This window comes from cf. Phormidesmis sp. LEGE 11477, from assembly GCF_015207105.1.
In the GTDB taxonomy this organism is placed as follows: Bacteria; Cyanobacteriota; Cyanobacteriia; order Phormidesmidales; family Phormidesmidaceae; genus Phormidesmis.
Genome location: NZ_JADEXO010000006.1, coordinates 1 through 20,683, shown reverse-complemented (window position 1 = coordinate 20,683; position 20,683 = coordinate 1). Strand labels below are relative to the sequence as shown.

At 50.1% G+C, this 20,683-nt stretch carries 20 protein-coding genes and 1 tRNA gene; 10 read left to right on the top strand and 11 right to left on the bottom strand.

Annotated elements, in window-relative coordinates; genetic code table 11:
- Window positions 1-108 precede the first annotated feature (108 nt).
- Window positions 109-924, top strand: a complete 816-nt coding sequence (locus IQ256_RS03170; protein ID WP_370623334.1) for a sugar transferase — start codon at window positions 109-111, stop codon at window positions 922-924.
- An 81-nt stretch (window positions 925-1,005) separates the two neighbouring features.
- Here the strand turns inward: IQ256_RS03170 and IQ256_RS03165 are convergent, their stop codons facing one another.
- Entirely contained in the window at window positions 1,006-1,740 is a 735-nt protein-coding gene (locus IQ256_RS03165; RefSeq protein WP_193854109.1) for a Tic22 family protein, read from the bottom strand.
- Between the two features lie 133 nt (window positions 1,741-1,873).
- Window positions 1,874-1,947, bottom strand: a tRNA-Pro gene (locus IQ256_RS03160).
- A 95-nt stretch (window positions 1,948-2,042) separates the two neighbouring features.
- On the opposite strand from IQ256_RS03160, the gene IQ256_RS03155 reads away from it, so the two are divergent.
- On the top strand, window positions 2,043-2,453 hold the full coding sequence (locus IQ256_RS03155) for a DUF4332 domain-containing protein (protein WP_193854108.1): 411 nt from the start codon (window positions 2,043-2,045) through the stop codon (window positions 2,451-2,453).
- Between the two features lie 174 nt (window positions 2,454-2,627).
- Here the strand turns inward: IQ256_RS03155 and IQ256_RS03150 are convergent, their stop codons facing one another.
- Window positions 2,628-3,236 (bottom strand): GNAT family N-acetyltransferase, encoded by a 609-nt coding sequence (locus IQ256_RS03150; RefSeq protein WP_193854107.1) that lies wholly within the window; start codon window positions 3,234-3,236, stop codon window positions 2,628-2,630.
- A 23-nt stretch (window positions 3,237-3,259) separates the two neighbouring features.
- Entirely contained in the window at window positions 3,260-3,778 is a 519-nt protein-coding gene (locus tag IQ256_RS03145; RefSeq protein ID WP_193854106.1) for a GNAT family N-acetyltransferase, read from the bottom strand.
- Window positions 3,779-4,058: 280 nt separating this feature from the next.
- On the opposite strand from IQ256_RS03145, the gene IQ256_RS03140 reads away from it, so the two are divergent.
- Together IQ256_RS03140 and IQ256_RS03135 are read left to right on the top strand one after the other, a co-directional pair.
- Window positions 4,059-4,778, top strand: coding sequence for a hypothetical protein (locus IQ256_RS03140; protein WP_193854105.1), 720 nt, complete (start codon window positions 4,059-4,061; stop codon window positions 4,776-4,778).
- Between the two features lie 91 nt (window positions 4,779-4,869).
- Window positions 4,870-5,901, top strand: coding sequence for an alpha/beta fold hydrolase (locus tag IQ256_RS03135; protein ID WP_193854104.1), 1,032 nt, complete (start codon window positions 4,870-4,872; stop codon window positions 5,899-5,901).
- Here IQ256_RS03135 and tsaD read toward each other — a convergent pair.
- Window positions 5,871-7,070 carry a tRNA (adenosine(37)-N6)-threonylcarbamoyltransferase complex transferase subunit TsaD gene (gene tsaD / locus IQ256_RS03130; protein ID WP_193854103.1) on the bottom strand — a complete coding sequence of 400 codons (1,200 nt, stop codon included), beginning with the start codon at window positions 7,068-7,070 and terminating at the stop codon, window positions 5,871-5,873. The genes IQ256_RS03135 and tsaD overlap by 31 nt on opposite strands.
- 279 nt (window positions 7,071-7,349) lie before the next feature.
- Between tsaD and IQ256_RS03125 the strand changes: the two genes are divergently transcribed.
- The 4 genes from IQ256_RS03125 to ald all read left to right on the top strand — a co-directional run bounded on the left by IQ256_RS03125 (window position 7,350) and on the right by ald (window position 9,950).
- The gene (locus IQ256_RS03125; protein WP_193854102.1) at window positions 7,350-7,850 is read left to right on the top strand and encodes a Photosystem I reaction center subunit III; all 501 of its coding nucleotides are present in this window, start codon (window positions 7,350-7,352) and stop codon (window positions 7,848-7,850) included.
- Window positions 7,851-7,998: 148 nt separating this feature from the next.
- Window positions 7,999-8,124, top strand: a complete 126-nt coding sequence (gene psaJ / locus IQ256_RS03120; protein ID WP_193854101.1) for a photosystem I reaction center subunit IX — start codon at window positions 7,999-8,001, stop codon at window positions 8,122-8,124.
- An 84-nt stretch (window positions 8,125-8,208) separates the two neighbouring features.
- Complete coding sequence (locus tag IQ256_RS03115) at window positions 8,209-8,700, top strand: photosystem I reaction center subunit XI (protein ID WP_193854100.1); 492 nt, start codon at window positions 8,209-8,211, stop codon at window positions 8,698-8,700.
- Between the two features lie 152 nt (window positions 8,701-8,852).
- A complete protein-coding gene (ald, locus tag IQ256_RS03110) occupies window positions 8,853-9,950 on the top strand; it encodes an alanine dehydrogenase (protein WP_193854099.1) in 1,098 nt (365 codons plus the stop codon).
- Between the two features lie 82 nt (window positions 9,951-10,032).
- Here the strand turns inward: ald and IQ256_RS03105 are convergent, their stop codons facing one another.
- From IQ256_RS03105 to IQ256_RS03090, 4 genes are all read right to left on the bottom strand, one after another.
- Window positions 10,033-10,758: a LemA family protein gene (locus IQ256_RS03105; RefSeq protein WP_193854098.1), complete on the bottom strand. Its 726-nt coding sequence runs from the start codon at window positions 10,756-10,758 to the stop codon at window positions 10,033-10,035.
- A 30-nt stretch (window positions 10,759-10,788) separates the two neighbouring features.
- Window positions 10,789-12,675: a YgcG family protein gene (locus IQ256_RS03100; RefSeq protein ID WP_228024525.1), complete on the bottom strand. Its 1,887-nt coding sequence runs from the start codon at window positions 12,673-12,675 to the stop codon at window positions 10,789-10,791.
- Window positions 12,676-12,952: 277 nt separating this feature from the next.
- Entirely contained in the window at window positions 12,953-13,885 is a 933-nt protein-coding gene (locus IQ256_RS03095) for a hypothetical protein (RefSeq protein WP_193854097.1), read from the bottom strand.
- Between the two features lie 322 nt (window positions 13,886-14,207).
- Window positions 14,208-15,446, bottom strand: a complete 1,239-nt coding sequence (locus IQ256_RS03090; RefSeq protein ID WP_193854096.1) for an HhoA/HhoB/HtrA family serine endopeptidase — start codon at window positions 15,444-15,446, stop codon at window positions 14,208-14,210.
- A 292-nt stretch (window positions 15,447-15,738) separates the two neighbouring features.
- On the opposite strand from IQ256_RS03090, the gene IQ256_RS03085 reads away from it, so the two are divergent.
- Window positions 15,739-16,164, top strand: a complete 426-nt coding sequence (locus IQ256_RS03085) for an OsmC family peroxiredoxin (protein WP_193854095.1) — start codon at window positions 15,739-15,741, stop codon at window positions 16,162-16,164.
- Window positions 16,165-16,223: 59 nt separating this feature from the next.
- Window positions 16,224-18,902 carry an RNA helicase gene (locus IQ256_RS03080; protein WP_228024524.1) on the top strand — a complete coding sequence of 893 codons (2,679 nt, stop codon included), beginning with the start codon at window positions 16,224-16,226 and terminating at the stop codon, window positions 18,900-18,902.
- 32 nt (window positions 18,903-18,934) lie between these two features.
- Here IQ256_RS03080 and IQ256_RS03075 read toward each other — a convergent pair whose 3' ends face one another.
- The gene (locus IQ256_RS03075) at window positions 18,935-19,450 is read right to left on the bottom strand and encodes a hypothetical protein (RefSeq protein ID WP_193854094.1); all 516 of its coding nucleotides are present in this window, start codon (window positions 19,448-19,450) and stop codon (window positions 18,935-18,937) included.
- Between the two features lie 59 nt (window positions 19,451-19,509).
- Window positions 19,510-20,683 (bottom strand): cryptochrome/photolyase family protein (locus IQ256_RS03070; protein ID WP_193854093.1); only part of this gene is annotated, 1,174 nt, incomplete at its 5' end.

The following is a 20,683-nucleotide window of genomic DNA, read 5'->3' as shown; positions in this document are numbered from 1 at the left end:
TCAAGTAATGACTGTTCGATCCTGTTGATAGCTTTATATGAGCAGGAGCGATCTCTAAGATTCTAAGAAGTCACTTATGTAAAGCACTAACCTTTAGACAAAATTTATATGATGACCGTGACTTACCGGGTAGTTAGCTCAGTTTTTGGCATGGTTCATACAAAACTAAAAGGTCCATCAGTCAGTAGCTCGTATGCAGACTATCAGCAGGCAAGCGGATTTCTGGGTGGCATATTGACTCGCTTTAGGCAACAACAACTTTCACTTGAGCAGCGAGAGGTGGCGATCGCAGCTAGAGATATCGCCTGGGGTCTGCCCCTACCGCCTGTGACCAGTAAAGTCAAAAGACTACTCGATATTGTTGGCGCTGTGGTCGGACTGGGCATCGTTGCTATTTTGCTAGTTCCGATTGCGATCGCCATCCAAATCGATCATCCTGGCGCTATCTTCTTCAGCCAAACTCGCTACGGCTACAGAGGTCGTCCTTTTCGCATCTGGAAATTTCGCTCCATGATTCCAGACGCCGAAGCTCAAAAGCACACTGTTAAAAATGAAGCCGAAGGACTGATCTTTAAAAATGAAGAAGATCCCCGCATTACCCGGATTGGCCGCTTTCTTCGCCGTACTAGCCTAGATGAGCTACCTCAATTTTTTAACGTGCTAGTCGGTGATATGAGCCTGGTTGGAACCCGTCCGCCCGTGATTCACGAAGTCACTCACTACAATCGTTACCACTGGCAGCGTCTGGCCGTCAAACCCGGCATAACCGGGCGGTGGCAAACCAGCGGGCGCTCTAGCATCAAAGATTTTGAACAAATTGTTGAAATGGATCTAGACTATCAAGCCGACTGGTCTATCTGGCTTGACCTTCAAATTATCTTCAAGACAGTTGCAGTCGTCTTTGGTCGCAAAGACGCCTGCTAATTAGTACGCCCTTCGACGCTCCAAAGCTTACGCAGTCAGGATTTGGTATGACATCTTCATGCCTGCTGAATTGAGGAATTTCTACTGAGCGTCAGGTGATTGAGCATCGGGTACCTCTGGCGGCGTAGCGCTCTCAGCTTCTTCTGCTTCTGCAGCCCTGATAGCGTCAACCACTTGAGGAGGCAATAGCCGGATCCGGCTGAGCATTTCATCATCACTAGTATGGATCTCTTGCAGGATCACCTGAAGTGGAATGACCGCAACTTCAATGCCTAGATCCTCCTGGGGCAAGCCGGCTAGAGACTCGTCTAGGTCAGAACGCGAAAAATACATTGGGAAAACTGGTTCGCCATCGGGCTGCCATAGCGGTGCGAAAGCTCCGTTAGGCAACTGGGCATAGAATAGAGGCACCCCTCCCTGATAGTCTGGATCAATGGTGCGAGCATTGGCGACTTCTGCTTCTTCAGGTACTAGGGTGATCCGCAGCGGCTCTCCCTCTATTTCTTCAGCTACCTGATGAATGCGCTCTAAGTTCGTTGGAATTACTTTGAGAGTCTCAGTGTCTTCGGGCCGATTGGCGGCAATGTAGTCGCTGGCACTTTGCAAAGACACAAAGACTAGAATGCCATCTGGCCCAGCGATAGGCCCTTCCTCATCTTCTAGAATAAAAGAGAGAACTGCTTCACGCTGCTGAACAATTTGCTCTTCTGTTAAAGCCAAAACTGGCTCACTTAGCCATTTCGTTCCTATTAACCCTATACCTAGAGTGCTAACAGCTAGTGCTTGCGCGAAGATGCGGCGAATAGACAGCTTCATAAGTTCTCATATATAGGCAGATTTTCACCCTTATCATGTCGAGCCGCCCTATATCGCTCAAGCGGCGGTAGACAATAAAAATAATTGGCACAGTCAACTATATCAGTCGCAAGATAGCACTAGATGGCAGCTATCGGGATGACAGGATTCGAACCTGCGACATCCTGCTCCCAAAGCAGGCGCGCTACCAAGCTGCGCTACATCCCGGCCTTCATACTAGCATGGGTTATTAGCCTTTTCGGCAGCGAGTGAGATGATTAAAGCAATTAGACTAGACGAAATAGGTGAGAATAGCGCTCAGTATGGTGACATCTATCAACCATCCTCTCGATCAGCTACCTGGACTAACAAAGGTGCAGGTGCAACAGCTAAACGAGCTGGGTATTTTGACGACATTTGATCTGTTACGCCACGGAAATAGCGTGGCCCAAAGACAGCAGCTATCTACGCGGCTGAGCACTAATATTAAGCACATCAATAAGTGGACGGCTTTAGCGAATCTAGCCAGAGTTCCGAGTGTAGGTTGTCAGCACTGTGGCCTGCTACTACATGCCGGGATAAGTACGCCTCAGCAGCTAGCAAAGATGACTGTGCAGCGTCTGCATCCACAGCTATTACGACTACAGGTTCAGCTTTTTCGGCGAGCTGATTTAGCACCTGATATGGGCATGGTTGCTAGCTGGATCCAGCAGGCTCAGCAGATGATAGCTTGATGTCGATAGGTCTGGCCAACCGTAGATCTTGACATATGGCAGTCCGCATTTCGTCTTAGCTATTTGCCTCAGCCATCTTATTTGCCTCAGCCATCTATAGAAGCTACAGTCCTGATCGTATAAACGCTAAGTCCATAGCAGTTCACTATGCATTAGCGAATTGCTATAGCTAGCTCAAAGGCAAAAATCCCATTCATAGCGCAGCATAGAATTCACCTTCAGATCTACAAAGTGATCGTACAGCCACTCTGCTTCTCTTAGGGTGCCTTCATAGGTCAGCCCTAACCTTTTAGCAACAGCTTCACTTCGATCGTTGCCTACAGCGCAGCAGATATCTATCCGATTAAGATTCAGCGTTGTGAAGCCGTAATCTATCATGGATTGACAGGCCAGAGTCATCACGCCTTTGCCTTGGTGGGCGGCATCTAGCCAGTAGCCAATGCTGCTTGATCGGTTACTCCAGTTGATGTCGTGAAGCCCTATTAGCCCAACGATTATGTGGTCGTAGAAAATGGCAGACACTAGCTCCTGGCATAGATACGCTTTTTCGATTTTCTGTTTGATGAAGGCACGGGTATCTTTTGAATTTAGGTTTGAATCTAACCAAGGTAACCACTGCCTCAGATAGCTACGGTTGGCGTCGGTTAGGGCAAAAAGCGCATCTGTGTCCGCTAGCGCTAGCGGACGTAAGCATAGGTGCCTATTGATGCAACAGGCCAAACCAGAAGCAGCTATGCCTTTACTGTAGTTAGCCTGACTGAACTTTATCTGCCCTGAGAACACTATTTTTTGGCAAAACGAATAAACTAATCTGGATACCAAAACATGCCTTTGATCCCTTCAGGGTCAGGCATAAAACCTAACTGTTTATAGAAATTGACCACATCTGGGTCGGCAAAAAGGGTCACATTGCTGATATCTTCGCTGCGTAGCTTTTTGATCAGCTGCTTCATTAAAGCTCTGCCTAGCCCTTTGCCCTGAAAATCAGGGTGGACAACAACATCCCAAATAGTGGCATTAAAAGCGTGATCTGAGGTTGCTCTTGAAAATCCAATTAGCCGTTTGCGGTTACTCTTTTGCTCCCACATTGTGATCACTAAAAAGCTGTTTTGAATTGCTTTGCGTACCTTTCGGATGGGTCTACGAGACCAACCTACAGCGTCACATAGCTCTTCCAATTCATAGAGGTCGATTGTGCGATCTACGCTAAAAAAGATACGACTGTCGTCTGTGTTCTTAGCTTCTGCAATGTATCCGACACCAGCAGTTTGCTTGGAAGCCGTAGCAGCATCAGAGGTGGTGAACAGGCTTTTCCAGAACCCCATGCAGGCAATTTGAGTAGATTTAAGATCGAATTAAGCAGCGCTCGATAAAAGTATATCGTCTGAGTGCTCACTTATTAAGCTTACTTTCACTGGTGAGAATTGTGAGCAGTAAGCGCTCTGTCGTCTCTATATTGCTCTAGTTGATCGAACGTAATAATCGTTGTCGTATAGGAAAAACCTCAAGGCAGCTCTGTAGAAACTGCTTAATCCGCATAGATCCGGGCAATCTAAACCCAGCATCAGCCTTATAAATAACAAGCTAAAAAGCGTTAGCCCAGCTATGGCAACTGGTTTAGAACCATCTACCTTGGAACTGCTCAAGCGTTTCAATCGAGCGTTTCCTCAATTCTATGAGCAGTTTGTAGATAGCGAGATACAGCTCCAAAATCTACGGCTGGCCTATCAGCTTTTTAGAACTGAAAAAGCGGTGATCGAATTGCACCCAGCGGGCGATCGCACCATTCTTCAATTTGCCTATCGCAATCAGTCTTTTCTCCTGAGCGATATTTTCGGCGTGCTAGCTGCCTACGGCCTCACTATTCACAGCCTCAGTCTCTACGGCCAGATCTATCCCCCTATGCTGGTTTTCGCAAAGCTAGAAGTCTCTAGAGGGGGAAAAGAACTCAGCTCCAAAACCGCTGAAAACGTCAGTCGTGCCGTTCGTGAAGCCTTGTCTGGTCGGTTCGAAGTCGAAGAGATGCTGAACGTAGAATTCAACCTAGGAGATGGCCTAACCGATGTCGAAACCGAATTCTATATCGATCCGGTTTTTCATCTACCCGCGCTGCTAATTGAGGCAGAGAATCGACCAGGGCTGTTCTACAAGGTGATGTACACCATCTGGCAAGAAGATCTGCTGGTGCTCAACGCCAATCTGCTAGTTTGGCGGGGCCGCACCCGGCTAATTCTCTATCTACTAGGGCCTAATGAAGGCGTAATCCCAGAGTACCTAGGCCAAAAAATTGCAGAGGGCGTACGACAAAGGCTGATGGGCAAATGAGCTGATTAGGCACGCTTCGTAACGCTTTAGCCAATGAAAGTGTCCTCAGCGTCTCGACAGAGACTATACGCTGAGGCGTTAGCATAGAAGTATGCTGACCAAGAGTATTAGAGGCGTTCCTCACGCCTATGACTTTACCTATCCAAAGGCCGATGCGCGAACCAATTTTCCGCCTGACCAGCTTGAAGAAGGGGCTTGTCCCTTAGTCTTTATTCATGGCTGGCTGCTGAGCCGGACTTACTGGCAGCCTCTGGTTCAAGCTCTTTCTACAAGCTATCCCTGTTTGACCTATGACATGCGTGGGTTTGGCGAGTCAGTTTTACCTACCGATTTGCCCGATGACCAGTCTGGTGAACAGCCCAGTGACCAGTCCGATGAACAGACAGGAACGAACTTACAGACAATCGATTTACCAGCGGGCCGTTTTTTGCGTGGGCGGCGCGATGGTCCAAAGCAAGCAACATATCAGGCGTCTACTTACAGTCTGGCCGCCTACGCCAAAGATCTAGAATCTCTACTCGACCATCTAGCGCTCGATCAGGTATGGCTGCTGGGGCATTCGTTAGGCGGCAGTGTCGCGCTTTGGGCGGCCTATCTGCTACCGGATCGGATCAAAGGCGTTATTTGTATCAACGCTGGCGGCGGTATCTATATTAAGGATGAATTTGAAAAGTTTCGGACGGCAGGTCAGCAGATGCTGAAGTTTCGACCTGGCTGGCTAGCTCAGCTACCGCTGCTGCCTAGAGCGTTTGCCCGGCTGATGGTTCAGCAGCCGCTATCGGTTAGCTGGGGTCAACAGCGCGTTCGCGACTTCGTCAGGGCCAACGCACAAGCTGCCAAAGGTGCTCTGCTAGAATCTACTACCGCAGCGGAGGTCTATCTATTGCCACAAGTCGTCAGCCAGCTTGAGCAGCCGCTTCATTTTATTACGGCTACTGAAGACACCATCATGCCCCGGCGCTATGTTGACTACCTGGCTAGTTTTCATTCAGGATTTGCCCAAGGCCGAATGGTCTCTGAGATACCTAATTGTGGCCACATGGCTATGGTTGAACAGCCAGAGAGGGTGGCACAGATCGTTCGAGCAGCCCTTCAGCCTAGGGCTTTTTGTCCGGCTACATAGAGTTCGCTGATGTCTGTAAGCGGCAGTTTTGACTGGGCACCCAGCGTGAGCGGCGATCGCGCTCCTCTATCGAACTGTGCTACTCCCGCGCAGGCGATCATTGCTGCATTATCTGTACAGTACTGCATGGGTGGAAAGAGCACTTTGATGCCGCGTTCTGTCGCGACCTGAGTTAATGTCTTTCTCAGCTCGCTGTTAGCCGCTACCCCGCCACCGACCACAATGGTGTCTAGCTTATAGTCGCTCGCGCAGGCGATCGCTCTCTTAACTAATGCTTTGACCACTGTGAATTGAAAACTCGCTGCTACATCCGCTGTCGGTACTCTGCCTTCTTGGTCTTTGCCTTTTTCGACTTTGCCTTCTTGGGCTAGCGCCTCGGCCTGCAGCTTTTCGATCAGCCGTCGTACCGCTGTTTTTAAGCCGCTGAAGCTGGCGTCGTAGCGATGAAAACCACCGCCCGGCAGCGAAATCTTCCCTTCTGGTAGCGCAAAAGCCTTCGGATTACCTTGCTTGGCTAATCGATCAATTACCGGGCCGCCCGGATAGCCTAGATCAAGCAGCCGAGCCACCTTATCAAACGCCTCACCTGCCGCATCGTCGCGAGTTTTGCCCAAGATCACATAATCGCCCGTATCGCGCACTTGAATCAAACTGGTGTGTCCGCCTGATACTAATAAGCACAGGAAAGGCGGCTGCAGATTTGGATCACTTAGATAAGACGCATAAATATGTCCTTCTAGATGATGAACGCCTAGAAACGGTTTGTCATGAATCATCGCTATAGTTTTAGCAGCGGTGATACCTACCATCAATGCGCCAACTAGGCCCGGCGCACAGGTCGTGGCGATCGCATCTACTTCTTCCCAGGCTAGTCCTGATTGAGCTAGTGCCTGGGCGATCGCATCGCCAATCACACCCACATGCTCCCTAGAAGCTACCTCTGGAACGACCCCGCCGTAGCGCTGATGAGTCTCAATTTGTGAGGATACTACGCTGCTCAATACTGTTCTGCCTCGCACGATCGCTACGGCTGTCTCATCGCAGCTGGTCTCGATAGCCAAAACAGTTGTTTGAGATTGCTCTAACTGCAGTAGTTCTGTTTGGATTTGTTCTATGAGCTGCTCTTTAGCAGGTTGTTTTTTAGCGAAAGAAGAGAATTTAGAAACCATAGTCCAGGCGTTCAATCGAGGAAAATTCTGTCTTTTGATAGACGTTTTGACAGGCTATGCCAGTGTTCCTAACATAATGTGTTGATGAATGTATCGGGATGTAAAGCGTTGCAGCGCTTTCTTTACGGGGCTCTCATCCGAGGAGTATGATTGCCTACAAGCTGGGTTAGGCTTGTGGATTTTTGATGAAACCTCCTGAAGGCATCGTGCTCTTGAAAGCATTTCATCAATAGATAAGCTTACTCCAAAGCTTCTATTAATGAGAGAGGAAACCTATATATGCGACGATTGTTTGCTCTGGCTTTAGTTCTCTGCCTTTCCCTCGGTTTTGCTGCGCCAGCAACCGCCGGAATTGCAGGTGACGATGTGTCAGGTCTAGTTCCCTGTAACGAGTCACCCGCCTTCCAAAAGCGGGCCGCTGCCGCTCCTACAGATTCAGCTAAAGCCCGTTTTGAGTTCTATGGCAGGACTAGCCTTCTGTGCGGTCCTGAAGGACTTCCTCATTTAGTTGTAGATGGTGATCTAGCCCATGCAGGTGAGTTTTTGATTCCTAGTCTATTGTTCTTGCTGATTGCTGGTTGGATTGGCTGGGCTGGTCGGTCTTATGTCATTGCCGTTCGCAGTGAAAAGTCCCCTGAGGAGAAGGAGATTGTGATCGATGTGCCTTTAGCTATTAAATGCACTCTAGGTGCGTTTGCTTGGCCTCTATTAGCTTTCAAAGAAATTGTGTCTGGCGCAATGTTTGCTAAGAAAGACGAGATTACAGTTTCACCTCGCTAGCAAAGTCTTTTTGGTAGCCTAGGTTGACTAGCTTGCCAGTGTAAGCACGTACTTAGGTTTACCAAATGTCTTTCTATCAGGGGATCACAGAATAGAGATACAGAAGTTCTAATAGAACTAAGCAGTTGAACTCCAAGGAGGAGTATCTATGAGCAGCAATTTTTTGCGCTATCTTTCGACCGCTCCTGTAATGGCTACTATTGCGTCGGTAGTTGCAGCGGGCATCCTAATTGAATTCAATCGGTTCTTTCCCGATTTGCTATTACATCCGTAGGCTTTGACAGACTTTCAAGTCTGTAGTCTGTTTTAGTGATTACGCAGCTGTGTTGAGTAAGTTTGGAGAACTAAAAGATTAAATATGCCAGCATCATCGAATTTTATTAAGCCCTACGCGGGCGATCCTCAAATTGGCAATCTAGAAACCCCTTTAAACTCGTCTGGGTTGTCTAGAGCTTTGCTTGAGAATTTACCGGCCTATCGCACTGGGCTTTCCGCTCAGCGACGAGGGTTGGAAGTCGGCATGGCCCACGGCTATTTGCTGTATGGCCCGTTTGCGCTGTTGGGTCCACTTAGGGACACCGACGTGCTTGGGATTGCGGGTTTGCTTGCCGCTATTGGTCTAGTGCTGATTTTGACCGTCTGTTTGTCTATCTATAGTGGAGCGAATGTCAGCTCTGAGATTTCTCGGAATACGCTGCCTTATAGACCACCTGAGGCTTTGAGCACTGATGAAGGCTGGAGCGAGTTCGCTGGCAGCTTTCTAATCGGTGGCATCGGTGGTGCTATTTTTGCATACTTTTTGAGCGCGAATCTGCCGCTACTAACCGGCTTGATAGCAGGCGCTCAGTAAGTGCTCTATTAGACAATTCTTGTAGGCGATTGGTGTGTATGATCGCCCCTAATACATTGAGTTACCCCTTGGATCGTTTGATTCGAGGGGTACTTAGTTATGGAGTTGTCTAAAATAAATTCTTGTTTACCGATCACATAGGAATTGAAGCAATGGATATTGGCGTTCCGAAAGAGGTTAAGGACAGGGAATTTCGGGTGGGGCTAAGTCCAGCAAGTGTAAAAGAGCTGTGCGATCGCGGCCACAGCGTCGTAGTTGAAACCCAAGCAGGTGTCGGTGCAGGCTTTAGCGATGAGGACTATGTAGAAGCGGGTGGGGCGATCGCGCCGGATGCGACGGGGCCGTGGCAGCAGGAAATGGTGGTCAAGGTGAAAGAGCCCTTACCGGTAGAATATGAGCTGATTCAAAACGGGCAACTGCTCTTTACCTATCTGCATTTGGCCGCTGGTAGGCAGCTCACAGAGAGACTAGTAGAAAGTGGGGTGAGTGCGATCGCCTATGAAAGCGTGGAAAAAGACGGCACGCTGCCATTACTTATGCCTATGAGCGTGATTGCTGGCAGATTATCTGTACAGTTCGGTGCGCGCTTTCTAGAAAAGCAGCAGGGTGGACGAGGCGTCTTGCTTGGCGGTATACCAGGGGTCAGTGCAGGTAAAGTTGCCATTCTAGGCGGCGGTGTAGTGGGTACAGAAGCCGCAAAGATGGCGGTGGGATTAGGCGCTCAGGTAACCGTAATCGACATTAGCGTAGAGCGTCTGTCTTATCTAGAGACCCTATTTGGATCGAGAGTGAATCTGCTGTATAGCAATGCGCCTAACATCGCCGCCGCTGTGACCGATGCTGATTTGGTAGTGGGTTCAGTGCTAGTGCCCAACCGCAAAGCGCCGACGCTGGTGACGAAAGAAATGGTAAGTGATATGCGGACTGGGTCAGTGATTGTAGATGTCGCTGTCGATCAAGGCGGCTGCATTGAGACCTTGAGGGTCACTTCGCATAGCGAACCAGTGTATACCGAGTGCGGTGTCGTGCATTACGGCGTACCTAATATGCCAGGTGCCGTTCCTTGGACAGCGACGCAGGCTTTGAACAACAGCACACTGCCCTACGTTTTGCAGCTAGCAGCCTCTGGCATGAAGGCGCTAGACCAGCCCTCTATAGTCGGAAAGGGATTGAAAACGGCGCTAAACGTGCAAAGCCATCGGCTAGTGCATCCGGCTGTGCAGAAGGTTTTTCCAGATTTGGTTGCCTAGTGCAGCGTCAGGTCTCGACCTCAGAAGACTAGCATTGACAGATCACGAGGCGTATAAGAGTAATAGCTCCCTAGACAGGAAGTCAAGACTGAGGCTCAAATCCCAGCAGGCTAGCGACTATAACCGTTGGGAAGCCTGTGACGGATTGGTTGTAGTCAGCGACTGCCTGGTTGTAGCGCATGCGTTCTGTGGCGATGCGGTTTTCGGTGCCAGCAATTTCGTATTGCAAATTAACGAATAGCTGACTGGACTGAAGCTGCTGGCTGTTGGTTGCAAAGGTTTGGAACTGGGCGATCGCGCTTTTCATCTGCTCATCTGCGGCCTGGCGTTCGGCGATCGTCTGCGCTGATAAAAAAGTTTCTCTAGCACTGCTCAGCGCTGAAATCACGTCTTTTTCGTGACTCGCAAAATTTTGAGCAACCTGAGTGATCTGGGGAATTAGATCGGCTCGCCGCTGCATTTGGTTCTCGACCTGTGCCCATTTGCCGTCCACGGTAGAACGCGCCGCGTTTAGCGAATTGTACACGCCGCCTATCCACACCGCCGTAGCGATCGCCAGTCCCATCGCCGCAACCCCTGCTATTTTCAGCACTTGTTTTTTCTGGCGTTGAGCTTGCTCAGCGGCTGCTTGCTCAGCTTTTAGCTCTTTGAGGGCCTGCTGCATCAGTTCTGCTGGAATCTCGACCTCTGATCCAGCCGCCTGTAGCTGCTCTAGCGAATAGGACTGATTTTGCTGCTGGTACAGCCTGCTAGCTTTTTCTAAAACCGCAGGCACCCACTCTTCTGGAATTGCGCTATTTGAGTTCATTGTTTTTGTTGAAATATGATTTCTGACTATCTACCAGCTACTGCCAGCCCCGCCGCCACCGCTAGAGCCGCCGCCGTAGCTGCCGCCAGAACTACCGGAGCTACTGCTAGAACTGCTAGAGCTAGAACTGCTAGAGCTAGAGCTGCTGCTAGAAGAAGTCTGAACTCTCGGGATCGTGGAGTAAGTGTTCTTTGTACGACCGCAGGCGTGGCATTTTTGAGTAGTCTGGCGGGTGCCAGTGGAATAGGTTGTGGCGTACTTGGTTACTTTGGAGGTCGTCTCTACCGCTAGCGCACCGCATGCAGCGACTTCACAGGTCGTGAACTTAGGATTCTTGCAATTAAAAGAGACAAGATGCGTATTGCTCTCGTCTATATGAGCATGGGTAGAACAGGATGGACAATGCCATGCTTCGTACATTCTGCTTTTAATTCCGAATTCGACCGTTTGCGCTTTGCTTAGTAAGGGATATAGCTGTTCGAAGTCTAGGGGGAGCATTGGATGAGCGCAGTCTCCGCAGACAACAGCGCTTTGGTAAGCGGGCGATCGCAACAGCCTTAGCATGATCGCATAAGCCCCTAGAAAGCCAATTAACACAGGGGGTACCAGAAGAATGAGTGGACCTGTGAACACCGCCAGAAACAGGCCAATAAAACACAGAAGTGCTAAGCGAGTTAGCTGTGCAATCGTATGCACTATCGGGTTCGGTGCGAGAGAAATAGAAAAGTATTTATCCCATTTAGCGCTCAAGAAAAGCTCATAGCCTAGCCATAGTCCAAAGCAAATTGGAACAAAAACGATTTTTATTCCGGTGAAAGGCCAGGTAAATATAGATAGCAAAAACAACAGCCAGAAGGCATACCATCCTGTATGGACTAACCGCTTGTGCATGTGATAGGCATCTAGAAAGCCACCTTGAATAGGCCTTTCGCTACCGCGAATAGTTAGCTCTGGCGTCATCCAAGCTACCAGGCTCTTTCCGTTTTTACCAGGCATTTTAGGAGATATTCGATAAAACCAGTTGCCCATGGGATTGCCTGACTCACGTAATCTGGTTGTTCCAGTCGGTGCGATCGCAATTTCTGGGTGCTTTCTTTGAGACAGCGACTTTAGCCATATTTTTAGTATTGCTGCAATCAGCATCAAAGCTAGCGTCACTCCGCCCAAGGAGCCTTGGTTTGATGGTCTATTAACTGATCGCGGCTCTGGACTGGCAGGCGCAGGGCTAGGTGCGGGCTGTACCGGTTGAGAGGTAGGTTGTGGAGAGATAGGTTGAGAGGCAGTCTGTGAGCCAGGGTCGGATGCTGGTGGTGAGGTGGACTGAGGCTGCGAGGATGTATAGGTCACATCAACTTCACTGTTGAGGGCCACAATCATTGCCCTAGTGCCTGCAATAATCCCAGCATCAAAGTTGCCCGCTTTGAACTGAGGGGTGACTTCGCGGTTGAGAATTGCACCTACTTTGGCATCGGGCAAGCGCCCTTCGATACCATAGCCAGTTTCGATTTCGTTGCGGCGATCGCCTTTAGAAACCAAGAATAGTAAACCGTTGTCTTCACCTGCTTTGCCAATCCCCCAAGTATTGAAAAGTTCGGTGGCAAAAGCTTTGGGCGTCGGAGACGGCTGGGTATCTGGGACGGTGACCACCGCAATCTCTGTGCCGTCAGCCGCTTCTAAGGCGGTGATCATCCAGTTAAGTTCAGCTTCGGCGCTGTCGCTGAGCATGTTGGCCATGTCAGTTACCCAGGTGCCGTTTTGCTGCTGAGGGTTGGGTACGGCGCTGATGGGTACAGCGAGGCTAGGCAGGGTGGAAAAGACTATCCAGCCGCTGATACACAGACAAATGAACGTACTTAGCAGTGCTTTTGGTGACGTCATCAGATGCTGTTTGATCTTCGCGGCTGAAAGCAGATGCATAGTTTAGATCCCTAGTTAGCGAGGAGAAGCTGATCGACAGTAGACGCCTGCCTACAGTTTTCCCCGCCTAGAGAGTCCAAAAGTACAAAGGAAATGCCTGATACTACTGAATAGATGGGTCAGCTAGCTGATTCAGTGCGAGGGATTTTTCGTATGTTTGGATGCGATCGCAAGAAACCCATCGCGCTTCAGTAGTGAAGGAGAAACGCGACGGGAGTGCGAGGAAAACTTAACTAAAGGGGACGAGGTGGATTACCTCGTTACAAACAGCCTGTCATCATAAATAGCCTTGTTCTATCAAGAATGCTTCGAGTGCAGTAGGAAAATTGGGGTGTCGATCAACTACCTCACCATTTTGATCGCGGATGCTCATGCCAAGACCCAGCGCTGGATCTTGGCTGTAGTGATTGAGCATATACGCCCAGCCCGACTCTACTTCGCCGACTAAACTCTTACTTGCTACGTAGGCGGCAAGCAGGCTATGAGCATTCATCTGCTGTTGATTTCGATGCTCAAGATCAGCAATTTTTGAGTAGATATAGTCTGGATAGTCTTGAGTTGAATTGATAAACTCACCATCGACTAGAGAAAAGATCATGGGCGGTGCTACTGAGCCTGCGTAGCTAGAAAATTTTGCGAGAAAATCACTGTCGATAGTGACGAACTCATACGAACCATCGCCATCAATATCTTCAAATTCTCCGCCCAGCATCTCGTCTAAACTGAGCTTGTTAAAATTGCGACCATTCCAACTGTAGACAGTCGTGGATAGGCAGCAGTGCGCCCCCCCAGTAAACGCCTGTACGGCGACCTCCATTCCCCCATCTTGATCGAAGTCTCCAATCAAGACACTACCGCTGCCGACTGCGATCGCAGCGTCTTTTACACTCAATTCGCCCTCATGAAAAATCTCATATCTCAATAGCGGACGATTCTCTGGTGTAATGTCTTCGCGAGCGGTGTAAGAGACTTTGACTTCTATCGGACCTCTAGAGAGAGTGACACTGTTCAAACTAGGCGTGTCGTATCGGATTTCTAGCTCAGTCAGTGGCTCAGGGCTATGAACTGTCTCAGTCTCAGCTTCGCTAGATCCAGATAGAAAAGCATCTTGTTTCGCTCGTTGTTCATTCTGTTCGACTTCAGCTTCGGCAGATTCAGATTCGGTGTCACTTTCACCAACAATCCGATTGACAGTTGGAGATGAAATCAATGAACTACCAGCCTGTAGGCCGCTACAACCAATCGTTATTAAACCAACTGCAGAGATTATCCAAAGCCACTTTTTCACTAATTTTCCTCTATCATGCAGACGCCGTGCAGATGTCACCTGTGTGAACACTTTGATCTACTTCCGAGAGGTGTTTGCTTATTCCTTGCTATATCTCAGCTAGTGACCAACGCTATAGAAAAGCCGTGACGCTGGTAGAGCAGGTCACGGCTGGGAGTGTGGGAATTAAGTTTGATCTGATGGGAAGAGGACGCTGCTGTCTAAAGCTTCAGCGATCCAGCTTCAGCGATCCAGCTTCAGCGGTTTAGCTCTGGGTAGGTAGCGGCTGTGGGCGCAATGAGAGCGTTCTAGTATCGCCATTGCGGTCAATATCTAATCGCAATTCTCTGTCTAGACCGTTGTCTTCGACCGCTTGCTGAACCTCTTGCCCGGTCGAGATGACGGTACCGTTTACTTGGCTAACGACATCGCCAGACCGCATGCCTGCTCTTGCTGCAGGTGAACCCGGCACAACGTCTGCTACTAGCACACCGCTGTCAGCCGAAACTCTAAAGCCGTTACTTGGATCTTGATTAATAGAGTCACGCACATCAGCAGTCAGATTCACCATCCTGATACCAATAAAGGGATGGTCTACTCGGCCATTAGCGACTAGCTGAGTCGAGATGCGCTGTACGTCGTTGATCGGGATGGCGAACCCGATACCGTTGGCACCCTGAATGATTGCCGTATTCATGCCGATCACTTCGCCACGAGCGTTGAGCAAAGGGCCGCCGGAATTACCTGGATTGATCGCCGCATCCGTCTGAATGAAGTCTACGCGCTTGTCAGGAATGCCGACTTGACCGCTGGTGCGACCAGTCGCGCTAACGATGCCCACAGTAACGGTATTGTCTAGCCCGAGCGGGTTGCCGATGGCGATCGCAACTTCTCCAGGCAGCAGTTCCGCCTCACTCACCACCAGCGTCGGCAGATCGTTGGCCTCTAGGTCGATCACTGCCACGTCCGTCACCGGATCGCTCCCTAGCACTGTCCCTTCAAACGTACGGCCATCTTTCAGCGTCACCTGTACGGTATCAGCGCCTTCTACCACGTGAGCATTAGTCAAGATCTGACCGTCCTCACTGACGATGAAGCCAGAACCGACGCCACTTCGCGTTCTTTCTCTAGGTATTTGTGGGCGCATCTGGTCGCCAAAGAAACGACGGAAGCTCTCGGGCACATTAGGCGATTGCTGAGTCACCGTCCGTGATGCGTTGATGCGAACCACTGCGGGTCCTACCGCCTGAACGACTTCAGCTACAGAGGTTGCTTCGGCTGGGACTGTCAGGCTGACGGGCACGGCGGCGGCAGACGGCTCAACGATGGCAGAATTTTCGGCGGCAGTTCGACTTAGTGGACTTATGGCTGTGGAGGTGGCTGCGTAGGTGCCAGCCGTCGCCGTGCCTGCACCCAAGAGTACCAACGCCAATGACTTGGCCAGCTTAGCGCCTCTTCGCGAGGAGGGCTGACTAGACTTATGTTCGGAGCGATCAACTGTCATGAATTACGGCTTTATCGAGGAACATCCTCAAGATACCGAGTGGTTTTGACAACGGGATGACGACGGTGTGGCGATCGTGTGAAACCTACGCATCTTGTTGGTATCTGGCCGCTGGACGTTTGGCCGCTGATGTCTTTCCAACGATGGATGGTCGCTTAGCTAGCAACTGCTCTACTGATGAAAAGGCTGATTGAGTGGCCAGCCGAAAGGGCTAGACAAGACAGTCTGCACAGTTTGAAATGATTTTGTCGCCCGCATCTGCCAATTAAATTAAGGAGTCTAAGGAATTTTCATGGATAGCAAATCGACAGTTGTTTGGCAGGGAAGCGCTAAGACCGGTACAGGCAAAATTACCACCGAAAGCGGCGTGCTAACCGAGTCTGTCTATACCTACGGCACTCGCTTTGAAGATAATCCTGGCACGAACCCAGAAGAGCTGATCGCCGCTGCTCATGCCGCTTGCTTTACGATGGCGACAGCGGATGAAATGGGCAGCGCTGGCATTGAGCCAGAGCAGCTTACCACGGTTGCAAAGGTAACGCTTAGTACCGCAGGCAACGAGCCTGAAGTAACTCAGATCCACTTGGATATCACTGCCAAAATACCAGCTGATAGCAAAGATGCTTTTGAAAAGGCAGCTAAGAGTGCCAAGGAGAACTGCCCTATTTCTAGGCTGATGAATGCGGATATTCTGCTAGATACTCACATCGAGAGCTAATTTTTTGCGGACTTTTCGCCGACTTTTCCAGGGGCTGACACAATAGAGAGGTTCCTCTATTGATAGATGCCTTCGTGTTAGCGCCTGAAACCCTATTTCCCTTTCAGTTAGACGATTTTCAGTTGGACGCGATCGCGGCTCTAAACCAGGGTCAGTCAGTCATCGTTTGTGCGCCCACTGGTTCTGGCAAGACTCTCGTCGGCGAATATGCTATCCACCGTGCCCTAGAGATGGGACGCCGCGTTTTCTACACTACGCCACTAAAGGCACTCTCTAATCAGAAGCTGCGAGACTTTCAGCAAGAGTTTGGTGAAGAAAATGTCGGGTTGCTCACAGGCGATAGCTCTGTCAATCGCGATGCGTCTGTAGTGGTGATGACCACAGAAATCTTTCGTAATATGCTCTATGGCACCACCATCGGTGAAGTGGGAACCTCACTGCAGGATGTACAAGTAGTCATATTAGACGAATGCCACTACATGAACGACCGGCAGCGGGGCACCGTCTGGGAAGAATCCGTCATCTATTGCCCACCCGAAATTCAGCTAGTAGGGCTTTCTGCTACCGTAGCCAACGGCGGCCAACTGACTGACTGGATCGACGAAGTTCACGGCCCGACTCAGCTAATCTACTCAGACTATCGTCCGGTGCCGCTCAACTTTCACTTTGCAGTAGAAAAGGGCATCTTTCCGCTCTTGAACAATCAGCAAACGGGCATTCATCCTCGGCTGAAGAACTATCGCAAACCCCCTCGTAGACAGCGCGGTCAAAAGAAACAAAAAGCAGGTGCGACGCTTCCAGGCGTTGTCAGTCAGCTTCGCTCCAAGGACATGCTGCCCGCTATCTACTTTATTTTCAGCCGAAAGGGGTGTGACAACGCTGTACAGACCGTCGCTAGCATGAACCTGGTCAGTGCTGCTGAAGCCGAGCTGTTGAAACGGCGAATCGATAGGTTTGTCGATCGCAATCCAGAAGCGATCCGTGCTAATCAGCTAGAGCCGCTGTATCGTGGCATTGCCGCTCATCATGCGGGCATTTTGCCGGCTTGGAAGAGTCTGGTAGAAGAGCTGTTTCAAGCAGGGCTAATCAAGGTTGTCTTTGCGACTGAAACGCTAGCAGCGGGCATCAATATGCCGGCGCGAACGACGGTGATTGCGAGCCTTTCTAAGCGGACTGACAACGGTCACAGGCTGCTGCATGCGTCCGAATTCTTGCAAATGTCGGGACGAGCAGGTCGCCGAGGCATGGACATAGAAGGCCATGTGGTTACTGTGGAATCTCCTTTTGAAGGCGCAAAAGAAGCCGCTGGACTAGCCATTGCGCCGCCGGATCCGTTAGTGAGTCAGTTTACGCCGAGCTATGGCATGGTGCTAAATCTGTTGCAGATTCATACGGTAGAAGAAGCCCAAGAGCTAATTGAGAGAAGCTTTGGGCAGTATCTCGCAACGCTGCATTTGGCTCCTCAAAAGGGTGCAATTACTAAGTTAGAACAAGACATCGCTGTGCTGCAAGATCAGCTAGCCTATATCGATGAGACAGCACTAGCAGAGTATGAGAAGCTACGCGGCTGGCTACGAGAAGAAGAAAGATTGTTGAAAATCCTGCGACAGCAAGCAGAAGAAAGACTGGGCAGCAGCGATCCGGTTGCTATCTCTTTTGCGATGGCAGGAACCGTTCTTTCTTTGAAAGGTAAGAATATTAAGGTAGCAACGCCCCTACCTGCCGTACTAGTTAGCAAAGTGCCAGGGCCTGGCCAGTTTCCTTTCTTGATCTGTCTAGGGGCGAACAATCGCTGGTATGTGGCGACGGTAAAGGACGTAGTAGCGATACATGAGGAATCTACTAGTCAAGCGGATAATCGCCTTCGCTCAGCAGACGATCTGACGCCGCCTGTAGAGTTGATCCATTCACCTGGAAAATCTCGTAAAGGTGACGAAGCCTCTGCTGCTGTGGCTGCGAAAATACCCGAAATTCCAACAATAGAGACGCAGGCCCCTGAAGTCAAGGAACAGCAAGAAAAGGCTGAAGCCGTCGCGCAAAGGCTGGCGAAAAATCCGGTGGCGCAACTGGAAAATCCAAAGGCGGTGGTCAAGCAGCAGCAGCGATTGCTTCGATTGCAAGCAGAGAGACGCGATCGCCTGCAAAAATACGAGGACCACACGCATCACTACTGGCTAGAATTCGTTAGCCTCATGCAAGTACTCGAAAACTTTGAGTGTTTAGAAGACAACGCCCCCACTGAGATGGGCCAGATGTGCGCGGCCATTCGTGGCGACAACGAACTCTGGCTAGGCATGGCCTTGGCTTCTGGAGAATTTGACGCGCTAGAGCCTCAGCAGTTTGCCGCTGCCTGTGCTGGCATCTTGATGGAAAACAACCGCCCCGACACCTGGATTCGCTATCACGCTACTCGTCCGGTGTTAGACGCGCTAGGCGGCCTGCGTGGTCTTAGGCGGCGTGTTTTTCAAGAACAAAGAAGACAGGATATTCAGATTCCAGTTTGGCTAGAAGAAGACTTGATTGCCATCGTAGAACAGTGGGCATTAGAAACGGACTGGCAAGAGCTTTGTAACAATACCAGCCTCGACGAAGGCGATATCGTCAGGTTGCTGCGTCGGACTCTAGACTTTCTTTCTCAGATTCCCCACGTTCCCTATCTTTCTGAAGACGTTCGCAGCAGTGCTAGGCAAGCTGCCTATTTGCTTAACCGGTTTCCGGTTAACGAAACGCCTGATTAACAGGCTGCTTAGTCAATCTGCTTAGTCAAGCTTCAAAATGCACAGCCTTTGGGCCAGGGCATCATTTCGGCCAGCTCTGTCGCAAAATCGGCTGGGAGTGTAGTTTGACTAAAGGGTTCACCAACGGTGCCAGCCATCGCGCGATCGCTATAGCCATCAGGGTGCATATGAACCCGTACAATCACAGGCTGATTCCTCACCAGGTCAGAGTCAATCGGCCCACCCGATCGCGTAAAGGGCTGCTCTTCAATATGGCTGTGAGCAAGAATGCGCCTGTAGATCAAGTCGCCCTCTTCGGTGACGACTTCCCACCAGTTGGCATAGCGATCGCATCCCGTATCAAGACTACGCACCGTCACCGCAAAAAGATAGCCTGCTGCCTCTTCTGTTGTTTCTACAGCGACAACGCTAGCAGGCGTCTCATCTGCTGACAGTTCTGTTGCTAGTGAATCTTCTCCGGTTGTAGCCCGAGTACCACAGCCCGCTAGACCCGCTATGAGTAGAGTAAGACCTACTGCAGTAATCTTAGTTTCTAAGGAACTGTTCATTGTTATAGATGTCTGGGTTGTAGATGTCTGAGTAATAGATGTCTAAGAGGTGAGTGGACTCAATTATCCTCACGCCAGCGGTTAGCAAGCTGCTTAATTTCAGATAGTTCTTCTGCTGTCATCCGATCTAGATTCTTCAAGATAAAGTTCATTCGACCCTGAGAACTCAGTTTCTCCCGATGACGGTTCAAGAAATCCCAATAGAAGAAGTTGAATGGGCAGGCATTCTCCCCGGTTCGAGCTTTGTTGTCATAGCGGCATCCTTTGCAATAGTCACTCATCTTGTTGACATAGTTAGCACTAGAGGCATATGGTTTGGTGGCTAGCACCCCACCGTCGGCAAAAAGACCCATGCCAATCACGTTGGTTTGCATCACCCAATCATAGCCATCAATGAAGGCGGCGTGGAACCAATCTTCTACTGCTTGAGGTGAAAGCCCAGAGATCAAAGAAAAATTGGCCAGGATCATCAGCCGCTGAATATGGTGGGCGTAGCCAGTGCGTTTGAGCGTATCGATGGTTTGGTGAAGGCAATTTAGCGGGGTGTCGCCAGTCCAAAAAAAGTCAGGTAGAGAATGGATATGCTCGAAGTAGTTGCGAGCGGGATAGTCTGCGTCTACGTGGTTGTAGATACCGCGCATATATTCGCGCCAGCCAAGAACCTGACGGATAAAGCCTTCTACGCTATTGAGCGGAATGGGCTGGTCTGAATCGGCAGCGGACTCATAGGCAGTGGCGATCGCCTCAATCACTTCCATGGGCTGCAGCAGTCCGATGTTTAGATAGGGTGAGAGTAGCGCATGCCACATCGTGTCTTGACCGGTGACCATGGCATCTTGGTAGGGGCCAAAAGTGGTAAGGCGATCGCGCACAAAATTGTCTAGCACCTGCAACGCCTGCTCTCTAGTCACCGCCCAGCTAAAGCTATCAGACTCGCCAAAGGTTTGATAGTCAGCCGTTTGTACTGTTTTCATCACGGCTTGCGTGATCTCGTCTGGTTCAAATCTCAGTGGCTTCGGCGGCGAAATTTTGCCTTTTGGCGGTTTACGGTTTTCCTTATCAAAGTTCCATTGTCCACCGACTGGCTTCTTGCCATCCATCAAAATATCAAACCGCTTCCGCCCCTCCCGATAAAACGACTCCATCAGGAGACTTTTGCGAGCAGTGGCCCAGGCTTCAAACTCTGCTGTAGACCACAGAAAGTGGTTATTTGGCGTTTGAACAATCTTGCAG